The organism is Xanthobacter aminoxidans (genome assembly GCF_023571765.1).
In the GTDB taxonomy this organism is placed as follows: Bacteria; Pseudomonadota; Alphaproteobacteria; order Rhizobiales; family Xanthobacteraceae; genus Xanthobacter; species Xanthobacter aminoxidans.
Genome location: NZ_JAMJXC010000004.1, coordinates 311,595 through 338,060, shown reverse-complemented (window position 1 = coordinate 338,060; position 26,466 = coordinate 311,595). Strand labels below are relative to the sequence as shown.

Sequence of the window (26,466 nt, the reverse complement as noted above, 5' to 3'; positions counted from 1 at the left end):
ACGGGCCTCACGAACCTGTCCCCGCAGCGTCGCGCGGCGATGCCGCGGCCATCTCGGTCAGGGCCTCGATGGATTCCGCGTCGAGCCGCACGCCGTGGCGGGCCGCAAGGGCGGCTTCCTCGGGAGCGAGGACCACGGCCGGTGCGGTTGTCTCGGCAGGTTCGGCGTTCTCGGGCGTCCTGAGGCTCGACAATGCGACGGCCGCCAGATCGTCCAGCGTGCGTCCGCTGCCGATGGAGAGCAGGGGCAGCTCGAAGCCGAACTTCTTCTCCAGCGTCAGGCGCAACTCCAGAGCCATCAGCGAATCCATGCCGAGTTCGGACAGCGCGGCCGAACCCGTCACCGCGTCCGGCGGCAGGCGCAGGATGCCTGCGACCTCGCGGCCCAGCACCTCGCGCAGAAGCACGCGCGCCTCCGCATCGCCGAGACCGGCGATCTGCTCCATCAGATCCTCGCCGCTCCCCGCTGCCCCATCGGCCGCGGAAGAGAACAGGCGGGGGAAGGTGGGCGTGCGCAGCACCGGCAGCTGGCTGGCGATGGCGGTGCGGTTCACCTGCGCATAGACGTTCACCACATCCGCCGCCATGCCCTGCGCCATCAGCCGGCCGAGGAAGCCGAGCGCCTCGGCGGAGGCGATGCCGGCGACGCCGGTGGCCCGCGTCAGCCTCTGGCCGAGTTCCTGGTCCTTGGCGATGACGCCGGCGTCGGAGATGGCGCCCCAGGCGACCGCAAGGCCCGGAAGCCCGCGCGCGCGGCGGTTGCGCACCACGCCCTCCAGGAAGGCGTTGGCCGCCACATAGGCGCCCTGGCCGGGACTGCCGATCATGGCCGAGGCGGAGGAGTAGACGACGAAATGGTCGACCGGATGCTTCTCGGTGATCCGGTCGAGGGTCAGAACGCCGTCGACCTTCGGCGCCAGAACGGCGTCGAGGCTCTCCGCATCAAGGTTCGGAATGGCGCCGTCGCGCAGCACCATGGCGGTGTGGACCACGCTGCGAAGCGGGCCGTGCGCGGCGACGAGCCGCTCCACCAGAGCCTCGAGCGCGGCCTCGTCGCGGGCATCTGCCTGCTCGACGACGATCCGCGCGCCGGCCGCGCGGGCCGCCTCGATGCGGGAAAGATCGCCGGCCGCGCGCACGCCAGAGCGCGAGGCGATGGCCACCGTTCCGGCGGTCTGCGCCGCCAGCCACAGGGCCGTCTCAAGCCCGAAGCCGCCATTGCCGCCCAGCACGAGATGGACGCCTTCGCGCAGCGCGAGCGCGGGCACCTGCGGACGCACCCTGCCGTGCACCGGGGGACGCACGACAATCTTGCCCACGTGCCGCGCTGCCTGCATCTGGCGGAAGGCTTCTTCCACTTCGTCCCCGTCCATCAGCCGATAGGGGATGGGCCGGAGCGCGCCGGACGCAAAGGCGGCATTGATGTCCTGCATCATGGCCTTGGCGCGTTCCGGGTCGTGTGCCAGAAGCTGGTCGAGGTCCACGCCGAAATAGCTGAGATTGCGGGCGAATGGCCGCAGTCCGATGCTGGTGTTGGCGAGGAAGTCGCGCTTGCCGAGTTCCACGAAGCGGCCGAACGGCTTCACCAGCTGCAGGCTGGCCGTCATGGCTTCACCGGCCAGCGAATTCAGCACCACGTCCACCTTGCCGAAGTCGCGTTCGATCTCCGCGGCGAAATCAACGTCGCGGGAATTGTAGACCGCGGCGACGCCCAGACCCTTGAGCAGAGCCGCCTTCTCGGTCGTGCCTGCGGTGGCGATCACGCGTGCGCCGCGTGCAAGTGCGATCTCGACGGCGGCTAGACCGACGCCACCGGCGGCGCCGTGGACGAGCACCGTCTCGTTGGCGCGCAGGCGAGCACATTCGACGAGGCCATACCACGCCGTGGCAAATGCCACCGGAATGCTGGCCGCGGCCACCTCCGAAACACCATCCGGCACCTTGAAGGCGAACCAGCCGGGCACCGTGACGTGGGAGGCAAAGGCGTCCGGGGCAAAGCCCATCACCCGGTCTCCCACGACCAGATGGCTAACCTGCGGACCCACGCGGACCACCGTCCCGGCGCATTCAAAGCCGAGCGAGGCGCTGGTGAGGCCAGGGCCGAGGATATCGTCGTCGAGCGCACCGAGCGCCAGCATCACGTCGCGGAAATTGAGGCCGGTCGCTGCCACCTCGATTTCGACCTCGTCGCCCTGAGGCGCGACGCGATCGCGCATCACCCATTCCATGGAGCTGACGGCGCCCTGCTGGGGCACGTCGAGCTGAACCCGCCGGGTGTCTGACACCTTTTCCCGGGCGATGGCTTCGCCGCGCAGGACGCGCACGCCGAACTCGCCGTCCGTGCGGGAAACACGCTCGGCCTCGGCGCTGTCGAGATCAACGATCTCGCGCACGCGGCGGGCGGCTTCGGCGTCGAATGCATCTACGTCGACGAGGCGCAGATCGAGGCCTGGATGCTCGTTGAGCGCTACGCGGTAGAAGGCCGAGATGGCCACGGCGGCGGGATCGACGGTCTCACCGGCGAGCTGGCGGCCGCCGGCCGTCACGAGCCAAAGGGTCAGCTTGCCCGTGCTCGCATTCGCCCATTCCAGCACGCGCTTGAGGTCGAGCAGCCTTTGCACCAGCGCGGCCCTGGGTGCCCAGGCGGGCTCGAACGCGACGGGGAAAATGACCGTCCCGTGTGCTTCGGACCGCTCAACGGAAGGAAGGATCAGGTCGTCGATGATGGTGTCGCCGTCGCGCGTCAGCGCTTGGGCGAATGCGTCCGTGCTGCTACCGCCGAGGACCAGAACGGGACCGGCCATCCGCCCGTCCGAATGGGCCGCAACAGGGCCGCTGAATGCCGTGGAGAGGCCGTCGGCGAGCGGGATCGCCTCAACCGGCGCGCAGTTCATGTGCGCGAGAAGGACCTCGATCTGTCCTCGCTGTGCGCCGGCCGGCTGCGGGGAAACGAGGACGTCGAGGAGCCCGTCGAAGGGGGGCTCGGCGACGAGGCACCGGGCACCTGCGGCGATTGCGCCGATGCGCGCGGCCTCGGCCAGATCGCCGCCGAAAGGCGCCTGGGCTGCGAGCCCCGCCACCAGATCGACCGGAGCGAAGTCGGGCGCCTCGTCCCCGCCCGCGGCTGCGGTGTCGAGGAAGAAGAGATCACCGGCTCCTGTGCGCGACGTCACCTTCTCGAAGCCGGCTGCGTCCGCCCCGGCCAACGTCACCTGGACAAGGCCTTCGCGGACGAAGGGGAGGAGCGTGCGCACCAGCCCGGCGGTCCAGGGACGCGGCAGCAGTATGTGCGGACGCACGGGGGCGCAGGCTGCGATGCGCTCCTCCACCGCCGCCCGGACTGCCCCGAGGCCGGCGGAGAAAGCGATGCCGTCCTCGGCGACGAGATCGGCGAGCGAAGGCGGAAGCTCCAGAGAAGCGCCCTGCGCGAGGTGCGGTGTCAGCGTCGCCTTCAGCTGGGCCGCGAGCCGGACTTCTGCATTGGCCTCGGGATAGCGCTCGGCCAGCGTACGAAAGAGCAGATCTGACGGCGGCAACTCGGCCGTAGTGATGAGCCAGCCTTCCGCGGTTCGCTCGGCCAGGCCGGTCGCTGCGAACTGGTCCATGAGCGCGGTGAGGCGCCCCTCCGCCTCGGCCGCCAGTCGACCGACGGCGATGAGACGTGCGGGCACGACGTCGAGGCCCCCCGCCAGCGCGACGATGGTCTCGCGCACGAGGGAACGCACAAAGCCGCGCAGCAGCAGGAAGGCATCCAGCGGCTCGGCAGGCACGCCCGCGAGATCGACTGCGCCCGCAGGCGTGGCCGATGCCTGCCTCAGCGCGTCGTAAGTGACGCGGAAACGCCGCTCCTCGTCACTGCGCCGGGAGAGCACGACCTCGCGCAGCACCAGTCCCCGCACGTCCGCGACCACGCTGCCGTCGGCGGCATGGAGGGTGATGTCGACGGAGGTGGTGAACCGGCTTTCGTGGGTCCGGTGGGTGACGGATTTGGCGATCGCCACGCCGGGCTGCCAGAGGCGGAGCGAGCGGATGCGGACCGGGAGATTGGTGCGGGTCTCCCCGTCCACCACATGCGCGTCGAGGAAGAGCGCGTGCAGCGAGGCGTCGAGCGCGGCCGGATCGATCATGTGCCGGTCGGTGAACAGCCCCAGCGGCAGGGTGCCGGCGGCGAGGGTGGTGATGCCGCTGTCGCCGTCGCGTTCCACCGCCACGGCGCGCTGGAAGCTCGGCCCGTAGTTGAGGCCGCAGCTGGTCGCAGCCGCGTAGACATCAGCGGCGTCGGAGTAACGAAGGCGGGCCGGGTCGGGGTCTGGCTGGAGCACCGGCGTTCCGGTGGCCGGCACCACCCGCCCGATGGCGTGCAGCAGAAACTCCGCGCCACTGAGACGGCGGCGCGCCCAGACCGAGCAGGTCTGCGTGGTCTCGTCGAAGCGGGTGGAAATCTCGCGCATCGTGCCCTCGGGCACGGAGAGGGCGCGCAGCACGTCGAAGTCGCGCAGCTCCATCGGCACGTCGCCGTGGATTTCGCGTCCCACGGACAGCATCATCTCGGCGATGGCGGCCGCCGGGACCACCACCTCGCCTTCCACGCGATGGTCGGCGAGATACGGAGCGATCTCGTGATCGGCAAAGCCGCGCCATTCCGGCACGTTCTGGCTCACGCGGCGCCCGAGCAGCGGATGAGACGGGGCAGCGCCGAACATGCGGCCGTAAAGCTCAAGCGCCTCCGTGGTGTTGGCCATCACGAAGCGCTGGCGCTGCCAGGGGTAATGCGGCAACGGAAGGGGCGTGGCGGTCGGTGGTCCGAACGCCCGCGCGGAGTCGATCTCCAAACCGCGCACGAAGGCCTGCGCCGCGATGGCGCGCACCGGATCGCCCGTAGCGGTGTCGTCGCGCTCGGACAGGCTGGAGATGCACTCAGACGGCAGTTCCGCCTGCCGGAGCGTCTCAGTGGCCGCGCCGGTGAGGATGGGGCGCGGGCCGATCTCGATGAAATGCGTGGCGCCGAGCCGGCCGGCTGCGACCACCGCATCCGAGAAGCGCACCGGCTCCCGGATATTATGCCACCAATAGGTGGCATCGAGGGCGGTGCCGGCCAACGGGCCACCTGTGACGGTAGAGACGAAATCCGTGCGAGTCTCGCCGGGCCTCAACGACTTTAGGTCATCGAGAATGCCCTGCTGCGCCACATCGAGCAGCACCGAATGGAACGGATAATCCACGCCGATGGAGACGGTCGCGATGCGCTGCAGGCGCGCGGACTTTTCCGCCAGCGCAATGGCCTCGGTGGTGCCGGACAGGGTGACGGAGCGGGGGCCATTGACGGCGGCAATGTTCAGATCCTGGCGGCCGAGGGATGCGAGGAACGCCTCGGCCTGCTCCTCGCACGTCGCGAGCGCGAGCATCCGGCCGCGACCTGCGACCATCTCCTGCCGCAGGCTGCGGTGGTGAATGAGGTGGATCGCCGCTTCGAGGTCGAGAGCGCCCGAGACCATGGCCGCCGCCACCTCGCCCACGCTGTGACCAAGCACGACGTCCGGCTTGATGCCTTCTTCGCGAAGGGCTGCCGTAAGGGCAATCTGGATAGCGAAGATCAGGGGCTGGGCGACCGAGGTCTTCTCGATCTGTGTGGCGAGGGCAGGCGAGGCCAGCACGTCCGCAAGCGACCACCCCGCGATCTTGCGATAGGCCGCGTCCACGGTCTCGAAGCGCGCGCGGAAGGCGCTGTTGAGGGCAAGCGCGGTCCGGCCCATTCCGACCCACTGGCTGCCGTTACCGCTATAAACGAAGGCCACCTTGCCGGCACGCGCGGGCGCCTTGCCGACGGCGATCTCCGTCTTTTCGCCCCGCGCGAAGCTGCGCAATTGAGCGGCCATCTCCGGCGCCGGGCCTATGGGAAGGGCCAGGCGGTTGTCGAACAGCTCTCTTTGATATCGCGCGCCGCCGGCAATGGCTGCCGGCGTGACCGCGCCCTCCTCGAGGACTGCGGCATATCCGTTCGCGAGCGCGTGCAGGGCTTCCTGCGACTTGGCGGAGAGCACCAGCAGGCGCGCATCCTTGGGCTCGACACTATGCGCCGGCACCGGGTCCGCCGCCTTCAGGACCACGTGGGCGTTGGTGCCGCCGAAACCGTAGTTGCAGACGCCCGCGAACGGCGTCCGCGCAAGGTCGAGCGCCACGTCCCGGTGGGCCGGGGCGAGGTTCAGCTCCTCGAACGGGATGTTCGGGTTGAGCCCCTCCAGATAGAGGGTGCGCGGATAGACGGCATGCTTCAGCGCCAGCGTCGCCTTGATGAGGCCGGCGAGGCCTGACACGCATTCCAGATGGCCGATGTTGGACTTCACCGAGCCCACCGCCAGCGGCGTGGAGCGCCCGCCTCCCAGGGCCGTGCCGATGGCGTGGGCCTCGATGGGGTCGCCCACCGGCGTGCCGGTGCCATGCGCCTCGACGAAGGCGAGATCGTCGCCGCCTATGCCGAGGTCCGCGTAGATGCTGGAGATGAGGGCGCCCTGCCCCTTGGCGGAGGGCAGCGAGATGCCGGAGGTGCGGCCGTCCGAATTGACACCGGCAGCCACGATCCCGGCGTGCACCCGGTTGCCCGCGGCGCGCGCGTCGGCCGCGCGGCGCAGCACGATGGCGACCGCCCCTTCCGAGCGCACGTAGCCGTCGGCGCCCGCGGAGAACGGCCGGCAGCGGCCCGTGGGGGAGAGCATGGACGCGCGCGAGAAGCCGATGAAGGGCGCCGGGGAGAGCAGCAGGTTGACGCCCGCCACCACCGCGGTGTCGATCTCGCCGGACTCCAGCGCCTTCGCCGCCTGGGCCAGCGCCACGAACGAGGACGAGCAGGCCGAATCGACCGTGAAGCTCGGGCCGCGCCAGTCGAAGATGTAGGACACGCGGTTGGAGACGATGGACAGGGAGTTCCCCGTCATGAAGTGGCTTTCCATGGCTGCCGGGTCGCCCGAGGCGGCGGTCTGGTAGTCCACGTTGGAGGCGCCCACATAGACGCCGACCCGCTCGCGGGCGGTGGCGGAGGGCGCGAGGCCTGCGTCCTCCAGCGCCTCCCACACCACCTCGAGGAGAAGGCGCTGCTGCGCATCGATCTGCTGCGCCTCGCGCGGGGAGATGCCGAAGACGCCGGGGTCGAAGGCGAAGGGATCGTCGACGTATCCACCGGCGAAGGTATAGGCGAATCCCGGCTCGCTCTTGCGGGGATGCAGCCCGCGCTCGACCGGCCAGCGGCCGGTGGGCAGGTCGCGCACCGCCGATTGCCCCGCCGCGAGCAGGGACCACAGCGTCGCCATGTCGTAGGCGCCGGGAAGGCGGCAGGCATGCCCAATGATTGAGAGGTCAAAGACAGACAAGGGGCTCGATTTCACGTTCATGCTCTGGCTGATTCCAGCTCTTTCCAGAAGCCTTCACCACAGACGATCGATCGACAACAAACCCTCGTCACGGGAAACCTCGAACCGAGGACCCCCGCCGAAGCCTGATGTGACGCACCAGTACCCTGCTCTGACCTGAGCATGAACCTTCTCGCATCGCCCGGTCGGGTAGCTATAACGCGACGCAGCAGGAGGGTCGAGAAGAAATCCGATGCAATCAGAAAGGGTGTTGCGCAAGGACAATAAGCTCGCCTCCCATCCCACCTCATGGAGCGCGCGAACCGCAGATCCGCTGCGGCCAGAGCGGTGCCTCGTGCGTGCTCAGTCGTGAGTATCGCTTGCCTCGAGCCCGGCGCGGCACAAACGGGCCGGTGGGGCTAAACGGTCCAAGACGGCCGTGCTGCGGTGCCCTAGGGGGCAGCGCCGGAGAAGATGCCGAGCTGCTTTACCGGGGTGTTCCCGATCAAGAGCCAGCTTTCATTGTGGCCGAGCGGCAGATCCTTCGCGGGGAGAATCGCCGAAAAACCCCAGGGAGCCGCAGGATCGAGGCCGAACGTTCTGGCAACGTCGATTCTCGGGTAGCGCTCGCACTGGAACAATTTCGCTCCAATCTTGATCGTTGCCGGCCCGGCCGCATCGGGGCGGCCCTTGAGCCACCCGCGCAACTCAATGGTGTCGGAAGCCGGAAGCGCAATGTAGCATTCAGCCGCGCGTTCGGCGCCCAGGACAAGCTCCAGCGTGCCGTCGACCTGTTCGTCCCGGGTCGGATGCCGGAAGCCGAGCAGGATCTGCAACAAGGCAAGCCGTGACGAAAGCAGGCTCTCGAGAACGCTCACACGGTTGGTCAGGACGGCGGTGTCGAGGCGCGCACGGTCCGCCTCCGCCGCCATCCTTCCCTTCTCGAACCCGAGTTCGTGCAGGCGATCGTTCAGCCCGCGAATGAGCGCGCCATATTCGATGAGCCGCCGCCGGAACGCGCGGAGCCTTGGGTCGTCCTTCATCATTGCGCCGCCACCTGCCCGTTCCATGCCTCGCCGAGGCCGAAGACGGTCACGACGCGGCCAAGGTGCGTCTCGGGCGCATGGTTGAGTCGGAGTCTCTCCTGTGCCGCCCCGCTCAGGGCGTCCTGGCGCTCGACGTCGTCCCGAAGACCGATCAGCGCGTCGGCATAGGCCGCCGCCAGGGCCGCGTCGTCCGCGTCGGACTGGAGCAGGATGCCTGTCTCGCCATGGATGATGAACTCCGAGATGCCGCCCACGTCGGGGGCGATCACCGGCAGGCCGTGGGCCGCTGCCTCGAGCAGAACATTCGGCAGACCGTCGAACTGGCTCGTATAGAGGAAACCGAAATGCTCCGCGTTCACGACATGAGCGAACCGATCGAACGGGCCACCATAGATCAGGTTGGGCTTGCCGGCCAACTGAGACACGTCGAAATCGGGAGCTTCCCCCCGCGCATCGATGACGATGTCGGATTTTCTGGCCTCGAGCGCGTCCGCGATGGCCAACACCATGCCTGGCCGCTTCTGTGCGACGAGGCGGGAGGCCCATAGGACGCGCCGGCCCGCGCCATTGCGGCGGCTGGGCTGCAAGCCCTGGCGTGCATAGATCACCGCATATTTGTCGCGGTGAGCGCCTAGCCGGGCAACGTCAGCATCGACAATGCTGCCGTTGTCGGTGATCACGCCCACCAGGTCGTCAATATGCTCGTCGATGAAGGAAAATCCCCAGGGCGCGGATATGGGTTCGCCCTGGAAATAGCCGCTATCGTCGCAAAAACGATAAAAGAAAGTTTTCCTCCCGCCAAGGACGGGGCAATATTTTCGGAAAAAACGCTCGGCATAAACGGATTGGCGAAGATGAATCGTCGCCCCTTCATAGGCCTCGATCAATCGTAGCGTGACAAGGTCTATCCATTGATCTTCGAGCTCGGGCCAGAGGGTGTGAAAATCCACAATTTCACACTCCGGCGGAAGAATTTCGACGTTGAGATTGGTGTCGCGCTCGCCGAGCAGCACCAGAATGCGGCGCTTGGGATCGCGTTCAAGGAGGGCGCTCATGATATCCGCGATATATTTTTCCGCTCCGCCATGACGGACAAAAGGAAAAAGAAAAATGTCCGTGAAGCGCGCTGGCCCGATCAGCCGGCACAGTTCATAATAAGCAGCGCCTACACCAATATTGGCCCACTCAAGAGACGTGAAATAAGAACCCTGATCGATCAAAGGTGGGTAGATGGCAGGCTCGATTTCGTTGGCGGCCAATATGGATTCCAAGAATACGGGATTCTGGCTCAACGGCGTCAAGACCTGCTTGCGCTCCGTCCTTCGGCCGCCGGTGCTGCGGTAGGTCTCATACGCGCCAGCCATGACGTCGAGAAAGACATCGGGCCGAAAGAGCTGCGTCGGCGGGGTCTGCCGTATCGACCGCTGGTCGGCTTGGCTGAGCAGGCTGCCGGGCCGCTTGCGATAGAACAATGCGGTGTTGCGGACGACGTTGAGCCGCATTCGCCGCGCAACGGCTTCCGCATTGAAATGCCAGTCCTCGTAAGCGTAGCCGGTGCTCAGCCTCACATCGATGTATGGGTTCTCGACGAAATATGATCTTGGGCCAAACACCCTTGACACATAGGGGTGCCCTGCGAGGAAGGACAATCTGATTTCGTCGTCCATGGAAAAATATTGGCCGACGAAATACTGAGTGCCAAAGCCGATCAACAGTTCCGGAAAAAGCAGCGTGTTCGCATCGGAACTCCTCGCCGCGGCGATCATTTCGGACAGGATGTTGATCGAGACGAGATCGTCCGCATCCGCCGTCGCCACGTAGCGCCCCCGCGCTACCGAGATGCCCGAGTTGCGCGAAGGGCCGAGCGAGCCATGGTCGGTCGCGATGTGGATGACGGCCTGAAATCCCAGCGAAGTGAAGCTGCGCGCGATCGTGCTGGTCAGCGCATCGGCCCGGTCGAGAACCACCACCAGCTCGCACCGGTGGCCGAATTCGCGCGCATAGACTGCAGATGCTTCGAGCGACGCCAACGTTCGCGTCAGCAAATGTCGTTCGCGATGTACAGTCAGGATGATCGAGCAATCGAACGGGTCGGCTGAATTTGGGGCATTGCTCATATGACCAGATCCGTACCGAACGACCGCGGACTCAAATCCTGCCGCCGCTGTCCCGGCGTGCACTAGGCCGCGAAGCTTCAAGCCGATGGCGTTATGTATACCGGCTGGGTCGGAGGATCGCAACCGAGCCCCGCGCCTCGGTCGGCCCCCCGGCGCCCTCGGAGGCTGCCTGGAAGCCGGCTTGTTGGACTTCCCCGCGTCGCGGGGCGAGCCGGCCTCAGGCTTTCAGCCCGCACCATCCCACGAAGCGACCGCGACTGGCCGTAGCTCGCCCGCCGCACACGGGGGGCACGCCCGGTGTACGCCTCGCAGGAGCCAGATGGGGCGCGTTGTCCCAGTCCGGCGATCCCGCCTCCTCCTTTCGGGTGCGTGTTCCGGCATGAAGGCCCTTCAGCCTCTTATCTCTTTGATCTGCAATGTTTTTTTTCGCGGCTGCGCTCTCTCAAAAAAGCTTTTAAATTCAAGAGCTTGCGTGCCATGGAGGCTTGACCCTGGTGCCCTGGAGCAATTATTGTCGCTAAAAGTGTCCGAGCTGAAGCTTTAGCGGGGGTGCACGAGAATTGATATCGCGGTGGGACCCGCTCAAAGGCCGGACCTGATGGTGGCGGTCGAGTTGAGGGGAGGGGGTGGCCGACGACAGCTTTGATTTTTAGGGGAAAATCGTATGACAGTTCTCGTTACCGGTGGCGCTGGCTATATCGGAAGCCACACGGTCCTCGCCCTTTCCGATCGGGGAGCGGAAGTTGTGGTGCTCGATGATCTTTCGAGCGGCTTTGAGTGGGTGGTGCCTGAAACCGTCGACCTAGTGGTGGGCGATGTATCGGATGCGGCTTTGGTGACACGGTTGGTCGAAGAGCGGGGCATCACCGACGTCATTCATTTCGCGGCCAAGATCGTGGTCCCCGAGTCGGTCGCAGATCCGCTGGGATATTACCTTGGTAATACGGTGAAGACTCGTGCGCTTTTCGAAAATGGACTGAAGGCCGGGCTGAAGCGGGTTATTTTCTCTTCCACGGCCGCGGTCTATGGCGAGCCGGGCGTCGAAACGATCAGCGAAAATCAGGTCGCGGCGCCGATCAATCCCTACGGCCGCTCGAAGCTCATGAGCGAATGGATGCTCGAAGATGCGGCGCGCGCTCACGGTTTGACCTATACGGTCCTGCGTTATTTCAATGTTGCGGGCGCTGATCCGGCAGGGCGCTCCGGCCAGTCGTCGCGAAATGCGACCCATCTCATAAAGGTTGCGAGCCAGGCGGCCACCGGTGAACGGGCCGGCATCGATATCTTCGGCACAGATTATCCGACGCGTGATGGCACCTGCATCCGCGATTACATCCATGTCACCGACCTCGCCTCGGCGCATGTGGCGGCGCTGGAGCGGCTGCGCGGGGGAGGCGAAAGCATCACCCTCAACTGCGGCTACGGCCAGGGATATTCGGTCAAGGAGGTCGTGGATGTGGTGAGGGGCGTTTCCGGAGTCGATTTCCCGGTGCGGGAGTCGCCGCGGCGGCCCGGCGATCCCGCCTGTCTCGTAGCTGCCGCCGACCGCATCCGTGCCGAACTGGGCTGGACGCCGCGCTTGAACGATCTGCCGACCATCGTGCGCGATGCCCTTGATTGGGAGAAGAACCTCATCCGGCGCAGGGCGGCGCGGGCGGGCCTCGCCATCGAGGGCGGGCCTCGCCATCGAGAAGATGGGCGCGCGGCACCCGACCAAAGGGAACCTCGATGCCCCGAGCGGGAACGGGCGGCAGCTCCCGGTGCTGTAAGGTGATTCCCAGGACGCGGTGCCGGGGAGCGCGTGCTCCATCATTGAAGTTTAGAGGGCGATTCAGCGAGCGAGCGGATTTAGTTTGCTCGGATCGTGCTCTGGAGCGTTTTCGCGCGATGTGGAATCCAGTTCGCGTGAAGAAAACGGGTGAAATTAAAAACTTATAGCGTTTCGACCTTTCTATGAAGCGCTGAAACGCCATGGCGCCTGGCTCTTGCATGTCTGCGCGGAAGTGGGGATACGCGTGGCCTGCGCCGCGGTCACCTGCGGCGACCCCTCGGCGTGACGTGATCGAGCCGGACCGCGCCAGCCACCCGAGAACATGCGGAGGAGCATGGATGCTGACTCTCTCCAGGGGCTACGAATGTCTCGCAAGCCTGGGCGACAACGCCGAGCTGGGCTTTGCCCAGCGGGCCCACGGCGTGGAAGACGACGCGCTTCTGAGCTGGGCGCAGGTTCTGCCTGATGCCCTCTTGAGAGGGCTCGAGACCGCGTTCGAGGGCCTGTTCGTGTTCGAGCACCTGCAGCCGTTCGCGCCGGACATGGTGCTCGACGCGGTGAGTGGCATCGCCTTCCGCTCCGGCATGTCCTCCTCGTGGGTCGACGGCGCGTTGCGCTTCGATGCCGCGGAGGAGGGACGTCGGGCCCTCCACGAGGCCGAAAGCGCCATGGTCCGGCAGGGGGTCGAACGCCTGCTGGGGCAGCTGCGCGCCGCGTCCAGGATCTTCGTCTACAAGCAGGACGAAAGGCTCTCCCGGTCCCAGATGGAGGCGCTGGCCCGGGCGGTCGCGCGCTACAATTTCGAGAACGTGCTGCTTGTGGTCGAGGCCAATGGCGATCCGACGCCCACGCTGCGCAAGGTTGCCGACGGCTTGATCCTTGCCACCATGGACCGCTTCGCACCCTGTGAGCAGGCCGATCTCATCAATCAAGAGGCGTGGGATTTCATCGTCAACCAGATGATGCAGCAGCAGGCGGCGCTCGGCGGGGCGGCGATTCCCCCGGCGGAGCGCTATGCGCTGATCGGCGAGCAGGCGGCCCAATGGCGAAGCGGCATCGCCTACGAGATCCATTTCTGGTCGCGCTGGTTCGAGACCAAGGGGCTGAAATGGCCCGAGGATTTCGTCGCGCGACAGGACCCCGCATCACCCCTCGTCTCCGACCTCAGGGCGCTCATTCCCGAAGGCGCGTCCAATGTGAAGATCCTCGACGTGGGCGCCGGGCCGATGACCAATATCGGCTATGCGGTTGAGGGGGTGGACGTGGAGATCACGGCCAGCGATCCGCTCGCGGATGTCTATGACGATCTCGCCGAACGACACGGGGTGCAGCGGCCCGTGGGCACAGTGTTCGCGATCGCCGAGGACCTGAGCGCCTATTTCGATCTTGAATCCTTCGACATCGTCAATTGCCGGAACGCCCTCGACCACTCCGCCGATCCGCTGCGGGGCATCATTCAGATGCTGATGGTGGCGAAACCGGACAGCGTCGTGCACCTGCGACACCATGTCAACGAGGCCGAGCACGAGGCCTACGAGGGGTTCCACCAGTTCAATTTCGATTGCAGGGATGGAAGGTTCGTCATCTGGAACAAGAGGTACGAGGTGGATGTCGCCAGCGCCTTGCCGCTCGCCGCGGACGTGAGCGCGTGTCTGGAAGGCTGCGAAGTGGTGGTGACCATCCGCAAGCGGGAACAACTGGGCCGCGACCCGTTCCGCCGGCGCCTTGCCGACCTGCAGCGGGCATTCGTGCGCGATGGTATTTCGGCGGCGCTCTCGAGTCTCGACGCCACCGGATGAGCCGGTCGGCGTCATCGCCATTCGACCCCGGCACGGTTTTAGGGTATGCAACCGGCGACATGGCAAGGGGCGACGTGTATCAAGTCGATGCGCACCAATAGGGAAGGAGCTTTCCGTCGCCTGGCATGAGAAGGCATGCCCTGCTCGGCAGCATGTGGAGCCCGAGCGGGGTCCCGGGTGCGCGAAACCACGGGCAGGTTGTGCATCGCGGCAGAGCCGAGTCGCTCGTCATCCGAGGGTATACATCAAGGGTTAGCTTATTCGAGCCTGAGATAGGGGATAGACTATGAGGCTTCTTGGCGGTCTGGACAATATGGCAGGCGGTACTGTCGTAGGGGAGACAGGTCTGCGCATGTTGAAGCCGTGCCTTTTGTCTGGCGAGGGTGAAGTCGACCTCCGGGCTCGCAGCCTCGAGATGGCGGCCCGCATCTTCCGGGCGAGCATCGGCCAGCTCGCCGTTCCGGTCGCGGATATCCTGAAGTCGGACGAGTTCAAAGCCTTCTGCGCGGTGCGCGGTCGCGCCGTGAAGCCGCTGAGCCCCCTGTTCGACGTCACCTATTACATCAAGAAAATCCCGTTCCAGACCGGCCTGGACATGAACCCTGTGCTCCATTTCTGTCGGTTCGGACCGATTCATGGGCAGGCCCCTTCATTGCTGTTCGACGCAACGTTCGTGCGGAGGCAACTTGGCTTGTCCAGTCCCCGGCAAGCGGTGGTGCGGGATGAGGATGCCGTTCCTACCGCGAGTCTCGCTGATGCCGAGGCGAGCCTCGTACCCTACAGCGACATCGTGGAGCTGTTCGTCGCGCTTCTGGAGAATATCGAGCCACCCTACCTCAGCCCGCATCCCCTCTTCGATCCCACCATCTGGCACGAGTTCAACGAGGGGGTTCCGAACGAGAATCCTGCGGCATCGTTCGTCCGTACCCGGGATTTTCGCGGCCGGCCCTTCTCGCCATTCTTCTCGATCTCCTATTTTGCCCGGACCCGGCCTTATCTCCGCGGCGGCGAGATCAATCCGCTGCTGTGCTATCTCACCGAATGCGCGGCGGGGAAGGCGGCCGATGTCAATCCCATGTTCCATGCTGGATACTACCATCACGCCCGTGGCATCTCGGTGGGGGACGCACTCAGCCATTTCCTGACGATCGGGCGTCATATGGGCCTGCCCCCGAACCCGTTTGCCGATCAGGAGCTGGGCATCGACGAGGCGGCCCGGGTTTACGAAAGCCTTGGTGAGCTTTACCTCGATTACCTTCGGTGTGATGCGGAGCTTGCAGGAGCGCGCGCATCCCGGACCAGCGATTGATTGATGCGATGTCCCTTGTTCCAGAGGTCATCGTTCTAGTGTCCGCGTTTCAGGGTTCTTGTTCCAATCTCTTATGCAGAGACCCCTCGCCAAGTCCTCTTTCTTGATCCTCTTCCGAAGATGGAGCCTTTCTTGATCGAGTTCAACGCACAACGCGATCGCGTTTACAGCCATGCCCATCCCGATCTGGATAAGGTTCTTCATGTCTTTCATGGCGCATGGCACGGAATCCGGAGTGCGACATCGGCCTGCCCAGGGCTGAAGCTCGCCATTCCTCACGAAGGTAGCCTGGATGGAGAGGTCATTCGCCATATCCAAGGCATTCTCGTGAAGTATGATGTCAAGAAGGTTGTATTTCAGGGTTATTCCGATGTCGCAGACGATATCATTGGAGACATCAGCCATCACTTCGGGTCGGACGTGGGCATCTATGTAGTTACCCACGTCAATTCGGCCCAATTCGAATATAAATTTGAAATATACATGCAAGACAAGATCCTGAACCGTTTCCATCGGGGTATGGTGCGGCGGCTCGGGTCCGTGAAGCCGAATTTCGATTCCGTGATTCCGCAATACTGGCCTCGCACCCTCGTCAACTACGCGCCCAATGTAGCGGCGGAGATGGCAGATGGGCAGTTCGATCCCGAAGCGGTGTTCGTGCCGCTCGAGAATACCTGGCGCAAGAACCTCTACACCAATATCCTGGCGGCAGTGCGTTCGCCTAAGGTCCAGACCGTCTATACGGTGAATTGGCCCACCGAGCTGGAGCGGATCACCCAGCTCTCGAAGGTGCGCCTCATCGGTTATCAGCGCGGGGTCGACCTCCTCGCGACCATGGGAGGCGTCAGCGTGGTCCTCGCGGCGACGCTCGCGGAATGCCAGCCGATGACGCAACTCGAAGCGTTCGCCGTCGGAACGCCTTGCCTGACCGGCCCCCTTGGCATCGAGGAACTGGACGGTCACGAAATAACGCGGTTGTCCGAAGTGGGTCGCGTCGACAATCCGGGCGTCATAGCGAGTGCCCTCGGGCAGCTTGTGGATCTGCGTCGTCAGGATCCTGCCGGTCTCCGTCAGATGCTGCGGGATTATCTGGCCAGTCGTCACGCCATTGCGCATGATCGTTATATGGAATTTCTTGAACTCTAGAGGCATCCGTGGAAAACCGTTACAATCCGGTGTCGAAACTGAAGACGATCTGCTTTGTGACCAACGAGCTTTACCCTCTCCACAAGGGTGGAATTGGTCGCCTCATGTACAATTTCGCCCGGCATAATGCCGTGCTTCGCACCGATGTCGCATTCCACATTCTGGTGCCGTCGCGCTTTCCGGAAAACATGAGCGATGTAACCGCCGCCTTCAAGGGCTTGGCGACGATCCATCGTTGTGCCCCCCTTGGGCAACGGCCGGAAGAGCTCGCGCGCCTCGCCGCGGCGGGTCCCGCCAAAGGGTGGGAATTTCGCGACCTCTACATGCAGTCCCTCGAATATTTCTATGGCCTGCTCGACATCGAGCGCCGGCTCGGCGCGCCGCTCGGCATCGCCGAGTTTCCGGACTTCGGAGGATGGGCAATGGCGAGCGTTGCCGCCAAGCGCTCCGGCCTCGCGTTTCGCGACACGGTCCTTTCCGTCCGCCTGCACTCGAGCCAGGGGTTGATTTCGCGCTACGAGAAATATTACCACTATCCGTCCCGCTGGCTCGGCGCCTTTCTCGATGCCGAGCGTGAGCTGCTCACCCATGCGGACCGTGTCGTCGGGCATGTTCCGTCGATCGCGGCCCGAAACGCCAGCCATTATGGCTTTTCGGCCGCTTGGCGCGAAAATGTCGTGATCGAGTTTCCATTGATCGAGGTAGATGCCGAGCGCGAGGTCGTGGACGAGCCGGACGCGGGCGATGCAGAGCATCCTGACTTCATCTTCTCATCGCGATTGCAGCCTATCAAACGGCCCGACTTGTTCGTCAAGGCGGCCATCATGCTTCTCGATAACCGGCCACAATACCGGGGCATCTTCCGGATCGCCTCCTACGGCTGGGACCAGAGCTACATCCAGTCGCTGAAGGACCTCGTGCCGCCATCCTACGCGGAGCGCATCGTCTTCCTGGAGCAGCTCAGCTCGAAAGCGCGGCAGGTTTTCCTGCGCCGGTCGGTGGTGGTGGTGCCGTCCGACTATGAAAGCCTCTGCCTGTTCGCGTTCGAGGCGAGCCAGATCGGCCGGCCGGTGATCCTCAACCGGGCCTGCGAGGCGTTCGGCGCCTTTGACCGCTGGGTCGAAGGTGAGAACTGCCTGATGTTCGACGGTACCGCCACGGATCTTGCGCGCACCATGATGGCCGCCGTGGGCTGGAGCCCCTCGGCCAAGGTCAGCGTTGCGCCCGACGTGCCCTATTGGGTGAATGCCGCGCCGCCGGGCGGGCGCACGCGCGAGGAAGACTTGCCCGCCACCGTCCTCGTCTGCCATGGCTTCACCGATCCTGCGGACGTGAGCAAGACATTGCTCTCGCTCCGGTCGCTGGGTGGCCTTGACCAGATCGGCCTCGTCTTCTTCCTGCCGGCGGCCACCATGGGTCCGCGCTCCGCGACGGCGAAGATGCTGTCGGAGAGTGGCATCGCGATCCGCTATCTGAGCGGCTTTGGCCAGTCGTCGGACGAGCTCGCGCAGGCGCTCCTGAAGCTCGAATGCGACGTGGCGATTCTCCTGCCGCCGCCCTACCAGATCCATCCCCATTTTCTGCGGGCCGTGCGGCAGACCCTGGCCGACCAGCCTTCCGTCGGAATTGTCAGCACCCATGTCCGCTACCTCGATCGCAGGAGCAAAGCGCCCATGCGGGTCGAGCTCTTTGCCGGCGACATGCCTTCGGTGGCCCTGACCGACGATATGGTCGCTCCACCCGTCTTCGCGCTCAGGTTGTCGCTGCTCAAGGCGATGCCGTTCGACGACAGGGCGGGCGCGTCCTGGAAGGAGGCGTGGCTGCGCGAGGCGGTCGGCAACGGCGTGGAGGTGGTCATCCTTCCCAGCATCGGGATAGATGTGGCGGAGGGCACGCGGCGTCCGCCAAATTCCGTGGCCCTGACCGGCAGCATCGTCGATGCCGTCGGCCTTCGCCATGGCTTGTCGGCACGGCTGATCGCCATCGAGCCTCGTGACTTGCCCGACGGCCGGCGCACGTTCGAGGAAGAGGACATGTCCGGCGATGCGTTGCGCGGCGCCGTGCAATTGTGGCCGCAGGACCGGGCGCATCGGGACTATCCCCTGGTCGGCTTCCGGGCGGACCTGGGCGGCCTCCTCGTGCATCCCATCGACGAAACCGCCGTTGCGGCGTGGGTGCGGGGGCCGCGCGGCGCTATCCGCCTGATCGAGGCGGAGACCTTCAACGTCAACAGCCAGAATCTCGGCATCGAAGTGGCCATCGGCCTGTGCGCGGAGGAGGCGCTGAACGGGGATCTGGCGCGGGCCTTCAGCCTCGGCCGCGTGAGCGAGCCGAACCTGATCAGCGATTGGATGCGGGTTGGACCGGGGGAGGTCTGCCGGGTCAGCCTGCGCAACATAGGCGCGGCGCGAGACCGCAATATCGTCGTTCTGCTCTCGCGCGTGCCCCGGGGCGGGAGCGAGGCTTACTGCCACTTGATCTACAAGTCGGTGCGCTGCCATTTTCTGCCGAAGGATTGGAACTCACAATGACAACGCCTTCGAAATCGGGAGTCGGATCGAGCTTGTCCAAGATTCGCGAGGCGGGGGATGCCTTGTTCCGGCGCTCCGGTCTCGGCCGATCCGGGACGGGAGCGGCGGAGCAGGGCCTGCTCCCGTTCGGCAGGCGCTCCGGCGGCTTCGGCACCGGGTGGCGCTTTGCCTATGAGAGCGGCCGCGACCAGGTTCGCGGCCCAAAGACCGAGATCGCTAGCGGCTATCCCCTGCGGGCGGGCCTCGTCTGCTCCTGCGAGCCGAACAGGCCCGTCGCCATCGACGGCCAGTGGGTGCTCTACAACGGCGCGCCGGCCGAGCTTGGGGAGGCTTATTGCTTCGGCGTCCGCGATCCCGCCGGATCGAGCTGGCTCACGCTGGAATTCCTCCTCGATCCGCGGGCGATCCAGGAGGTGGGCCTGTTCGCGCTCACGCTGACCGCGAGCGCCCGGCCGTCCATTAGCATGCACTCCGCCCTGCGCATCTTTCGCCAGAGCGGGGAATGGGACGACCTCCCTGGTCTCGCCCGGGGATTTGGCGAGGATGTGAGGGAGCTCGTGGACGCCATCCCCGTCCCGTCCGCCATCCGGGGCGGCATGAGCCTGGACATTCCACCGCGCTACATCCTTTTCTTTCCCATCATGCCGTTCGAATTCTTTTTGCTCGAGGCGGCAGTCTATCCGGGGATAGCGGAGTAGTTAAAAATGCGACGACGATGGCATCAGACGTGCGGGGCATAGCTGGCATGTGTGCGTCAATGTAACAGGAGGGGTGCTTATGTTTAGGATAAAGCGCCCTCTCCTGTTCCGAAGTGGCCAAAATTTCAGCTCCTTGGGCTGTGTGAAGTCTATTACTTTTTTTCCTTAATGAATAAAGCATCTCCCCACCGTTTTTCGTTTATGTTTGCATACCACAAATCAAAGCCTCGGATCCTCAAGAACGAAATCATATCATAGATATTTGTATCTCCCTTATACAGTCCACCAAAAGAAACCTCTGTCCATACGAAGTCGATATTGCGTAATACCTTGGGGGCTCCAATTAATACATTCATTTCAGCGCCCTGAACATCCATGAAAAGGAAATTGAAGCACTCTTTATCCAGGGGGTGTGTGTTAAGAATATCACTTACAATTGTATCCAGGCTGGATGTCGGCATTCGAATGCGCTCATCGAAAGTAATATCTGGATACTCATTGAAATGGCCGGCTGGGGCGAGCATGCTGGAAGAGGCTCCCCAGTTGGAAGCGACATTGAAATCGACAATTTCATCATCAACATCGCTTACCAGTGCTTGTACGGCATGGTAATGGGGCATGCCGGCGCTCATCTTTCTAATGGAGTGCATTGAACTATCTAGCGGGTCGATAAATATAGCATAAGGAATGCCGGATTCCTTATATAGATCTGCCACTTCGGCGTTGTGAGCTCCTACCTGTATCACTCCTTTGACCTTCTTGTCGGTCACTCGTGCGATTAGATCGAAGGGAAGGAAGCCCATGGTAACACCTATGGTATTGTGTAAGGCGTGAAGGCGAGTTCAGAACGAAATCGGAGGTCGAGTCGCTCTGCCTGTTTTAAGATCGAAGACGCCAAAGTTGACCGGTTCGATTTTGATCCCGCTGCTCTCTTGATCGAACAGCAATGTATTATTTATTCTACGGCCGAGGATGGAGGCGAGGTACGAGAACGTGCTTCCATATGTACTTATAATCTCAGTGCATTGTGAAAGCGCTAGTATCTCCGAAAATGCTGATTTGATTGCATTCGGGTCACTATTTTTCTCAAAGCTTACAGTCGGAAAATTTAAGGCACCGAAGCGATGAGAAAAATCAGATACGAGACTTTTCTGATCCGAGCATATGAATAGACGTCTGCCACTAGCAAGGACACGTTCGGCTAGACTAGCATAAAATTCATCACTGAACATCCTTAGCCACTCTAGGTGTTTTGGGAAACGCTCGTCAAGATATCCGCGGCGGATATGAATACCGACACATCCCTTCAATCTGTTTTCAGCTACGAAGCTCTTGACTGTATCCAAAATTTCCTGCTTGGGCTGAAGGCGCATAAGCGCGTCTCGGAACTCAAGGAGTTCGGGGCCCTCATGACGACCGAGGTGGCAATACTCATTGTCATCTAGAAAGGCAGCATTCGAATAGATGGCGAAAGGACCACGGGTGTCTGGAATTGGGTCATCCGTGTGAATACCGCCGCGCTTCTGATTGGCGTCAAAAGTTCGGTGGATTATCTTCTCGGGCGCGCGATCGGGGGCGGGGGGCAAATCCACCTCGAAGAGGTCACTAAAACTACAAAAACATTCGAAATTCGGCTCCCAATGAACGTCGAAAGACCAATTCCGCTTTTTGGCGAGTCGAGAAGCGGATGCCAGCGAGAGAAGGCGGTTGCCTAGTCCACCGCCAGGTAGGAGCGTAAAGTGGCCTGCCGGGTGGAGAGACTGGTTTTGATTGTCCATGATTTTAAGCATCATATGCTCTCTGGGCTGAGCAAAAGTCGTGCTTCATCCTCGCTCTTTGTAGCGGGGGCGAGTGACGCCAAGGGTTGAGGTTGACATTGTTGGACGTGTTCCTCCCAAGCCTTACGTTTCAAATTTTCGAGGGCGTCTTGTTTCATGAGGTGGGTGGAGATCAGCATGAAGTCCGAGCCAGAGCGAATTCGATAGGTTATACTAACTTCAGCCAATTTTCCGAACAAATCCAATAAACATAATCCCAACGGCAAGCAAGAAAATTATACTTATATACAAAATATGAGGATTATAGAATGAGCTCTGGTACTCGGAAAAGAAAGATGTTCGAATACCTTCAACGATCTGGCAGAGTGGTAGAAAATTGAGTATCATTTGAATTCTGTCAGGCATTGCTTCTGGGAGATATAGAATTCCAGACGAAATCCAAAACAGTGGAGTCAGGAGGCTCCCAGCCATAATCATGGGAGGCCAAAGCACTCCTGTCGCGCCAAATATAATCCCAGTTGCGATGCCAAAACTCCAGGTCAAAATTAATCCATATGAGAAATTAATGATGTCATGTGGCGTTACGTCGTAACCAATTGCAGCAACAGCAAAAAGGAGTGTAACGATGACCAGAGTTCCCGACGCAATTTCGGTGATGGTTCGAGCGACGAGGATGTCGAAAACATCGACGCCAGGAAAGTATAAAAGAGGTTTATTTTGTGCAAAGCAAATCATGATTTGACGATGGCAGTAGAACCACACGACAAATGGTAGGACGCCCGTTAACAAAAAGGGCACCGAGCCTTGCCCCACCGGCGGCACGCGCCCGATCAGGCTCAATATGCCGATGGCGATGCCGAGATGGCCGAGGGGCATGATGAGACCGAGCAGAAAGCCGGCATAGCTCGCGCCGAAGCGGGTCTGCATGTCGCGCATGATCACCGCCCCCACCACGCGGGCGTGCATGGAGAAAGCCGTATTCCAGCTCTCCCCCGCAAAGCGGGTCAGCGGTGCATCGCTTTGGGCCATACTCACGCCTCCATCTGCTGGCGGTGGGCTTCGATGGCGTCGTTCACGTCCTCGAACATCATCAGGCGGCCGCGCTGCAGGACGAGGCCCGCGGTGCAATAGTCCTTGATGGTTCCGGTCGCGTGGGAGGCCATGATCATGCCGGCGCGCGCCCGGCGCTCGGCGAAGGCGCGGTTGCACTTGAGCTGGAAGCGCGAATCGCCCACCGCGGTGATCTCGTCCACGAGATAGAAGTCGAACTCGATCGCCATGGAGACGGCGAAGGCGAGGCGCGAGCCCATGCCCGATGAATAGGTCTTCACCGGCATGTCGAGGTCCCGCCCGAGCTCCGAGAAGTCCTCCACGAAATCGGTCACTTGGCCGATGTCCGCATCATAGACCCGCGCCAGGAAGCGCACGTTCTCCCGGCCCGTCATCAGGGGATGGAAGCCGCCGGAGAAGCCGAGCGGCCACGACAGGCGCACGGAGCGATAGACATGGCCGGACGTGGGCGCCTCGGTGCCGGCGATGATCCGCAGGAAGGTGGATTTTCCCGCCCCGTTCTGCCCGAGCAGGCCATAGCTCAGCTTGGGGTTGAGCGTGACCGAGATGTTGCTGAAGATCGGCTTGCGCCGGAAGTTGGTCCAATAGGTCTTGGTCAGCCGCTCGGTGATGATCATGGGGCCTCCTCAATGGCGCAGATGCCGCATGAATTCGAACGCGGAGACGATGATCAGCCAGATGAAGCCGAAGAGCGCCACCGCCGCAACCGACATCCAGAAGCGGTTCGGATAGCTGACCTCCTGGGCCAGGACCGGCTTCACGAAGGTGGCCAAATACAGTCCGCGCCGCTCGGCTGCCACGCGGGCCTGTTCCAGCGCCGCGGCCGCTGCGGTGTATTGCCGCTCGGCGATCTGGCGTTCGAGGTCCAGCGTGTCGTAGCGGGTCATCACGGCCGACAGCGTGTCCTTGTCGGTTCCAGCGGGGGTCGTCAGCCGGGCCTTGAGGGTGGCGATGTTGTCCTTGATCGCCTGGCGGCGAGCTTCCAGCAGCACGAACTGGGGGGCCTCGGGGCTCAGGGTCCGCTTGGCGGTGCCGAGCTCCTGGTCGATCAGCACGAGGTCGCTCTCGAGCTCTGCCATGAGCTTGGCGACCCCTTCGTTGGTCAGTACGGGATCGATGACGCCCACCTCGTTGCGCAGGTCGCGCACCGCGGCGCGGGCCTTCCGCAGCCGCTCCTCGGCGCGGTCGAGCTCGGCTTGGCTCTGGGCGATGGCGTCGTTGCGGGTGCGTTCGCCAAGCTTGTTCACCATGTCCTCGGACAAGCTCACGATGGCCTGGCCGATGCGCAGGGAGTCTTCCGGAGAAAAAGCCCAGACCTTCACGGTGATAATGCCTGAGGAAGCTTCGATGGAGGTTTCCGTCTGGCCGCGCCAGCTGCGCTCCAGCCCCTCGATGGGCCGTTCGGGGTTGAAGCGCGAGAACCAGTCGATGCTCGGCTTCGAATAGAGTTCGCGCAGCTTCACCCGCCCCTCGAGCGCCTCCACTGCCGCGATGCTCTTCACGTAATTGGCGATGATGAGCGAACCCTGGACCGCCGCCACGCCCTGCATGGTAGGCAGGCTGGAGAGGCTTTCAAGGCCGGCATGCTCCGATACGCGCACGGCGAAGCGCGCCTCCGAGACGTATTGCGACGAGGCGATGAAGACGAAATAGATGATGGCCAGCACGGAGGGAATCGCCACGAGGACGATGAAACTCGCAAGCAGCGGCAGGCGGAACTCGGCGACGGCCCGGACCTCGCCGATCCAGAAGGCGGAGCCGGGGGAGCGGGCGACGGGCTTGCGCTGGCGGGCTTCGCGGGCCTGGCGGTGCAGCTCCTCGCGCACGCGCGCATTGCGCCTGACGAGGGTATCCGGCGTGGCTGTCTCGACCGGCAGCTGCTGCATCGATGCTAGGGACTGATTCAACCGCCCCTCCTTTGAGGAGGCATCGACACTGTTTGCTCAATCACGGAGTGCATTGGCGGCTACTACTAGCACCCGGACATCGTTCGTGTCTATCTTACTCCGGCCGGACCGGCGGCTCCAGCCTATCCCGAGATCGACGTCCATCGAATGACCCGCCCGCTTTTCGCCAGCCCGACAAGAACCTTTGCCGCCGAGCCGGCGGCGGGGGGCCACGAGCGGAAGGCAGGGCCGCAGCTGGCCCAGCTTGCCGGATGCGACGCCGCTGATGCCGCCGCCCGATGCGGCCGCCTCGATCGCGAGAATGCCGTGCTGCGGGAGCGCATGACCGCGCTTCAGGTGCAGATCGATTTGCTGACACACATGGTGGAGCACCTGCAGGCGCGTCAGGAGCTGGCGGTCACCCTTCCGCTCCCCGTCGCCCGGCTGTTTGGCCTCCTCTTCCAGCCGGTCCAGTCGACGGCCTTCCTGCGGGATATGGTCGATCTCGATGTCCTGACCGGGACCGCCCTCGTGCCGGGGGCGAAGGGGCGGTGGGAGCGCCGCATCCATTGGGGGAAGGTGGCGCGCAACGTCGCGCGCGACTTTTCTGGTCTCGTTTTCGGCCGCCGCGGGGTGGTCTACCGCGTGCGGCCGCAGCATCCCCCGCAGACCCGGCGGCGGCGCCTGCTTCACGTGATTCCGAACGTGTTCGTGGGCGGCTCAACCCAGCTGGTGGTGGACCTCATGGAGCGGCTCGGCCATCTCTATGAGATGGAGGTGGTGACCGCTGCCCTGCCGCGCAACGGCAGGCACGAGGGCATGGTGGTGCACCAGGTCCCGCTCGGCAGCCCGTCCGAATCGTTCGTGCCGGTGATCGCCAAGGCGCGCCCCGACCTCATCCACATGCACTATTGGGGCGAGAGCGACCGGCCCTGGTACGAGGCTGCGCTCGCCGCGATCCGGCCGGCGTCCGGCATGCTGCTCCAGAACGTGAACACGCCGGTGGAGCCGCTGCGCGATCCCCGCGTCCACAGCTATCTGTTCGTGTCGCAATATATCCGCGACACCTTCGCGCCCGACATCGTCAACGGGCGGGTGATCCATCCGGGCATCGACCTCGATCGTTTTACGCCCGGCCCGTTCGCTCCCGGAGCGGAGGACACGATCGGCATGGTCTACCGGCTCACCCGGGACAAGCTCGACGACAATTCCATCGACCCGCTCATCGATGTGGCGCTGCGCCGGCCGCGCACCCGCATCCTGGTGGTGGGCAACGGCGAGCTGCTCCCCGTCTTCCGCGACCGGGCTAGGGACGCCGGAGCGATGGGAAATTTCGAGTTCACGGGCACAGTGCCCTTCGCCGCGCTCCCCGATCTCTACCGTCAATTCCGGATTTTCGTCGCGCCGGTGGTGAAGGAGAGCTTCGGCCAGGTCACGCCTTTCGCCATGGCGATGGGGCAGGCCGTGGCCGGCTACAGGGTGGGGGCCCTTCCGGAGATTATCGGCAGTGGCGACACCCTCGGCGCCACACGCAAGGACCTTGCGGACATTCTGATCTCCTTGCTCGATGCGCCGGCGTGTCTCGACGTCCTCGGCGCCGCCAACATCGAACGGGCCCGCGCGTTCGGCCTTGATGGCATGGTCGCGGCTTACGGCGAAGCCTATGCGGAGGCGCTGAGCCACCTCGACCTCGTGGCGGGCGGGGTCTAGGCTGCGAACTGGGTCTTGAGATACCTAACTACCATCTCCCAGTGGCAGAATTGCTGCATTAGTCCATAATTTACCGTGTCCCCCTAGAAGGGGATGGCTATGATGCGCCGCACGCGTTAAGGTAGCAAGATAGGACAGGAACTCTTTCCGATCGAGCGATTGGAGGGCGGCTGTTTCCTAGCTGGCGCTTCAACGGTGCCGTTGTCGACGAGGCGGCGGCAGCAAGGGCGGGTACGCGGTGGGTGCGCGTTCATCGCGAGAG

The 26,466-nt window shown here is 63.6% G+C and carries 15 protein-coding genes; 7 read left to right on the top strand and 8 right to left on the bottom strand.

The window, feature by feature from the left end:
* Positions 1 to 7: 7 nt before the first annotated feature.
* The 3 genes from EJ105_RS09335 to EJ105_RS09325 form a co-directional block, all read right to left on the bottom strand.
* The gene (locus EJ105_RS09335; RefSeq protein WP_284145365.1) at positions 8 to 7,384 is read right to left on the bottom strand and encodes a type I polyketide synthase; all 7,377 of its coding nucleotides are present in this window, start codon (positions 7,382 to 7,384) and stop codon (positions 8 to 10) included.
* Positions 7,385 to 7,794: 410 nt separating this feature from the next.
* Positions 7,795 to 8,388 carry a hypothetical protein gene (locus EJ105_RS09330; RefSeq protein WP_250166100.1) on the bottom strand — a complete coding sequence of 198 codons (594 nt, stop codon included), beginning with the start codon at positions 8,386 to 8,388 and terminating at the stop codon, positions 7,795 to 7,797.
* Entirely contained in the window at positions 8,385 to 10,505 is a 2,121-nt protein-coding gene (locus EJ105_RS09325) for a glycosyltransferase (protein ID WP_250166099.1), read from the bottom strand. Before EJ105_RS09325 ends, EJ105_RS09330 begins: the two co-directional genes overlap by 4 nt.
* A gap of 664 nt (positions 10,506 to 11,169) precedes the next feature.
* Here EJ105_RS09325 and galE point away from each other — a divergent pair.
* The 6 genes from galE to EJ105_RS09295 all read left to right on the top strand — a co-directional run bounded on the left by galE (position 11,170) and on the right by EJ105_RS09295 (position 19,759).
* Positions 11,170 to 12,279, top strand: a complete 1,110-nt coding sequence (gene galE, locus EJ105_RS09320; RefSeq protein WP_250166098.1) for a UDP-glucose 4-epimerase GalE — start codon at positions 11,170 to 11,172, stop codon at positions 12,277 to 12,279.
* Positions 12,280 to 12,614: 335 nt separating this feature from the next.
* Positions 12,615 to 14,075: a methyltransferase domain-containing protein gene (locus EJ105_RS09315; protein ID WP_250166097.1), complete on the top strand. Its 1,461-nt coding sequence runs from the start codon at positions 12,615 to 12,617 to the stop codon at positions 14,073 to 14,075.
* 286 nt (positions 14,076 to 14,361) lie between these two features.
* Positions 14,362 to 15,384 carry a hypothetical protein gene (locus tag EJ105_RS09310; RefSeq protein WP_250166096.1) on the top strand — a complete coding sequence of 341 codons (1,023 nt, stop codon included), beginning with the start codon at positions 14,362 to 14,364 and terminating at the stop codon, positions 15,382 to 15,384.
* 132 nt (positions 15,385 to 15,516) lie between these two features.
* Positions 15,517 to 16,530, top strand: coding sequence for a glycosyltransferase (locus tag EJ105_RS09305; RefSeq protein ID WP_250166095.1), 1,014 nt, complete (start codon positions 15,517 to 15,519; stop codon positions 16,528 to 16,530).
* A gap of 8 nt (positions 16,531 to 16,538) precedes the next feature.
* The gene (locus EJ105_RS09300; protein ID WP_250166094.1) at positions 16,539 to 19,061 is read left to right on the top strand and encodes a glycosyltransferase; all 2,523 of its coding nucleotides are present in this window, start codon (positions 16,539 to 16,541) and stop codon (positions 19,059 to 19,061) included.
* A gap of 32 nt (positions 19,062 to 19,093) precedes the next feature.
* On the top strand, positions 19,094 to 19,759 hold the full coding sequence (locus EJ105_RS09295) for a hypothetical protein (protein WP_250166093.1): 666 nt from the start codon (positions 19,094 to 19,096) through the stop codon (positions 19,757 to 19,759).
* 152 nt (positions 19,760 to 19,911) lie between these two features.
* Here the strand turns inward: EJ105_RS09295 and EJ105_RS09290 are convergent, their stop codons facing one another.
* The 5 genes from EJ105_RS09290 to EJ105_RS09270 form a co-directional block, all read right to left on the bottom strand.
* A complete protein-coding gene (locus EJ105_RS09290; RefSeq protein ID WP_250166092.1) occupies positions 19,912 to 20,529 on the bottom strand; it encodes an FkbM family methyltransferase in 618 nt (205 codons plus the stop codon).
* A 72-nt stretch (positions 20,530 to 20,601) separates the two neighbouring features.
* Positions 20,602 to 21,552: an O-fucosyltransferase family protein gene (locus EJ105_RS09285; protein WP_250166091.1), complete on the bottom strand. Its 951-nt coding sequence runs from the start codon at positions 21,550 to 21,552 to the stop codon at positions 20,602 to 20,604.
* Positions 21,553 to 21,756: 204 nt separating this feature from the next.
* Positions 21,757 to 22,566: an ABC transporter permease gene (locus EJ105_RS09280; protein ID WP_250166090.1), complete on the bottom strand. Its 810-nt coding sequence runs from the start codon at positions 22,564 to 22,566 to the stop codon at positions 21,757 to 21,759.
* Positions 22,567 to 22,568: 2 nt separating this feature from the next.
* Positions 22,569 to 23,225 carry an ABC transporter ATP-binding protein gene (locus tag EJ105_RS09275; protein WP_250166089.1) on the bottom strand — a complete coding sequence of 219 codons (657 nt, stop codon included), beginning with the start codon at positions 23,223 to 23,225 and terminating at the stop codon, positions 22,569 to 22,571.
* A gap of 9 nt (positions 23,226 to 23,234) precedes the next feature.
* Positions 23,235 to 24,515 (bottom strand): KpsE/RkpR family capsule polysaccharide export protein, encoded by a 1,281-nt coding sequence (locus EJ105_RS09270; protein ID WP_250166088.1) that lies wholly within the window; start codon positions 24,513 to 24,515, stop codon positions 23,235 to 23,237.
* Positions 24,516 to 24,662: 147 nt separating this feature from the next.
* Here EJ105_RS09270 and EJ105_RS09265 point away from each other — a divergent pair, with 147 nt between their 5' ends.
* On the top strand, positions 24,663 to 26,204 hold the full coding sequence (locus EJ105_RS09265; protein WP_250166087.1) for a glycosyltransferase family 4 protein: 1,542 nt from the start codon (positions 24,663 to 24,665) through the stop codon (positions 26,202 to 26,204).
* Positions 26,205 to 26,466: the final 262 nt, after the last annotated feature.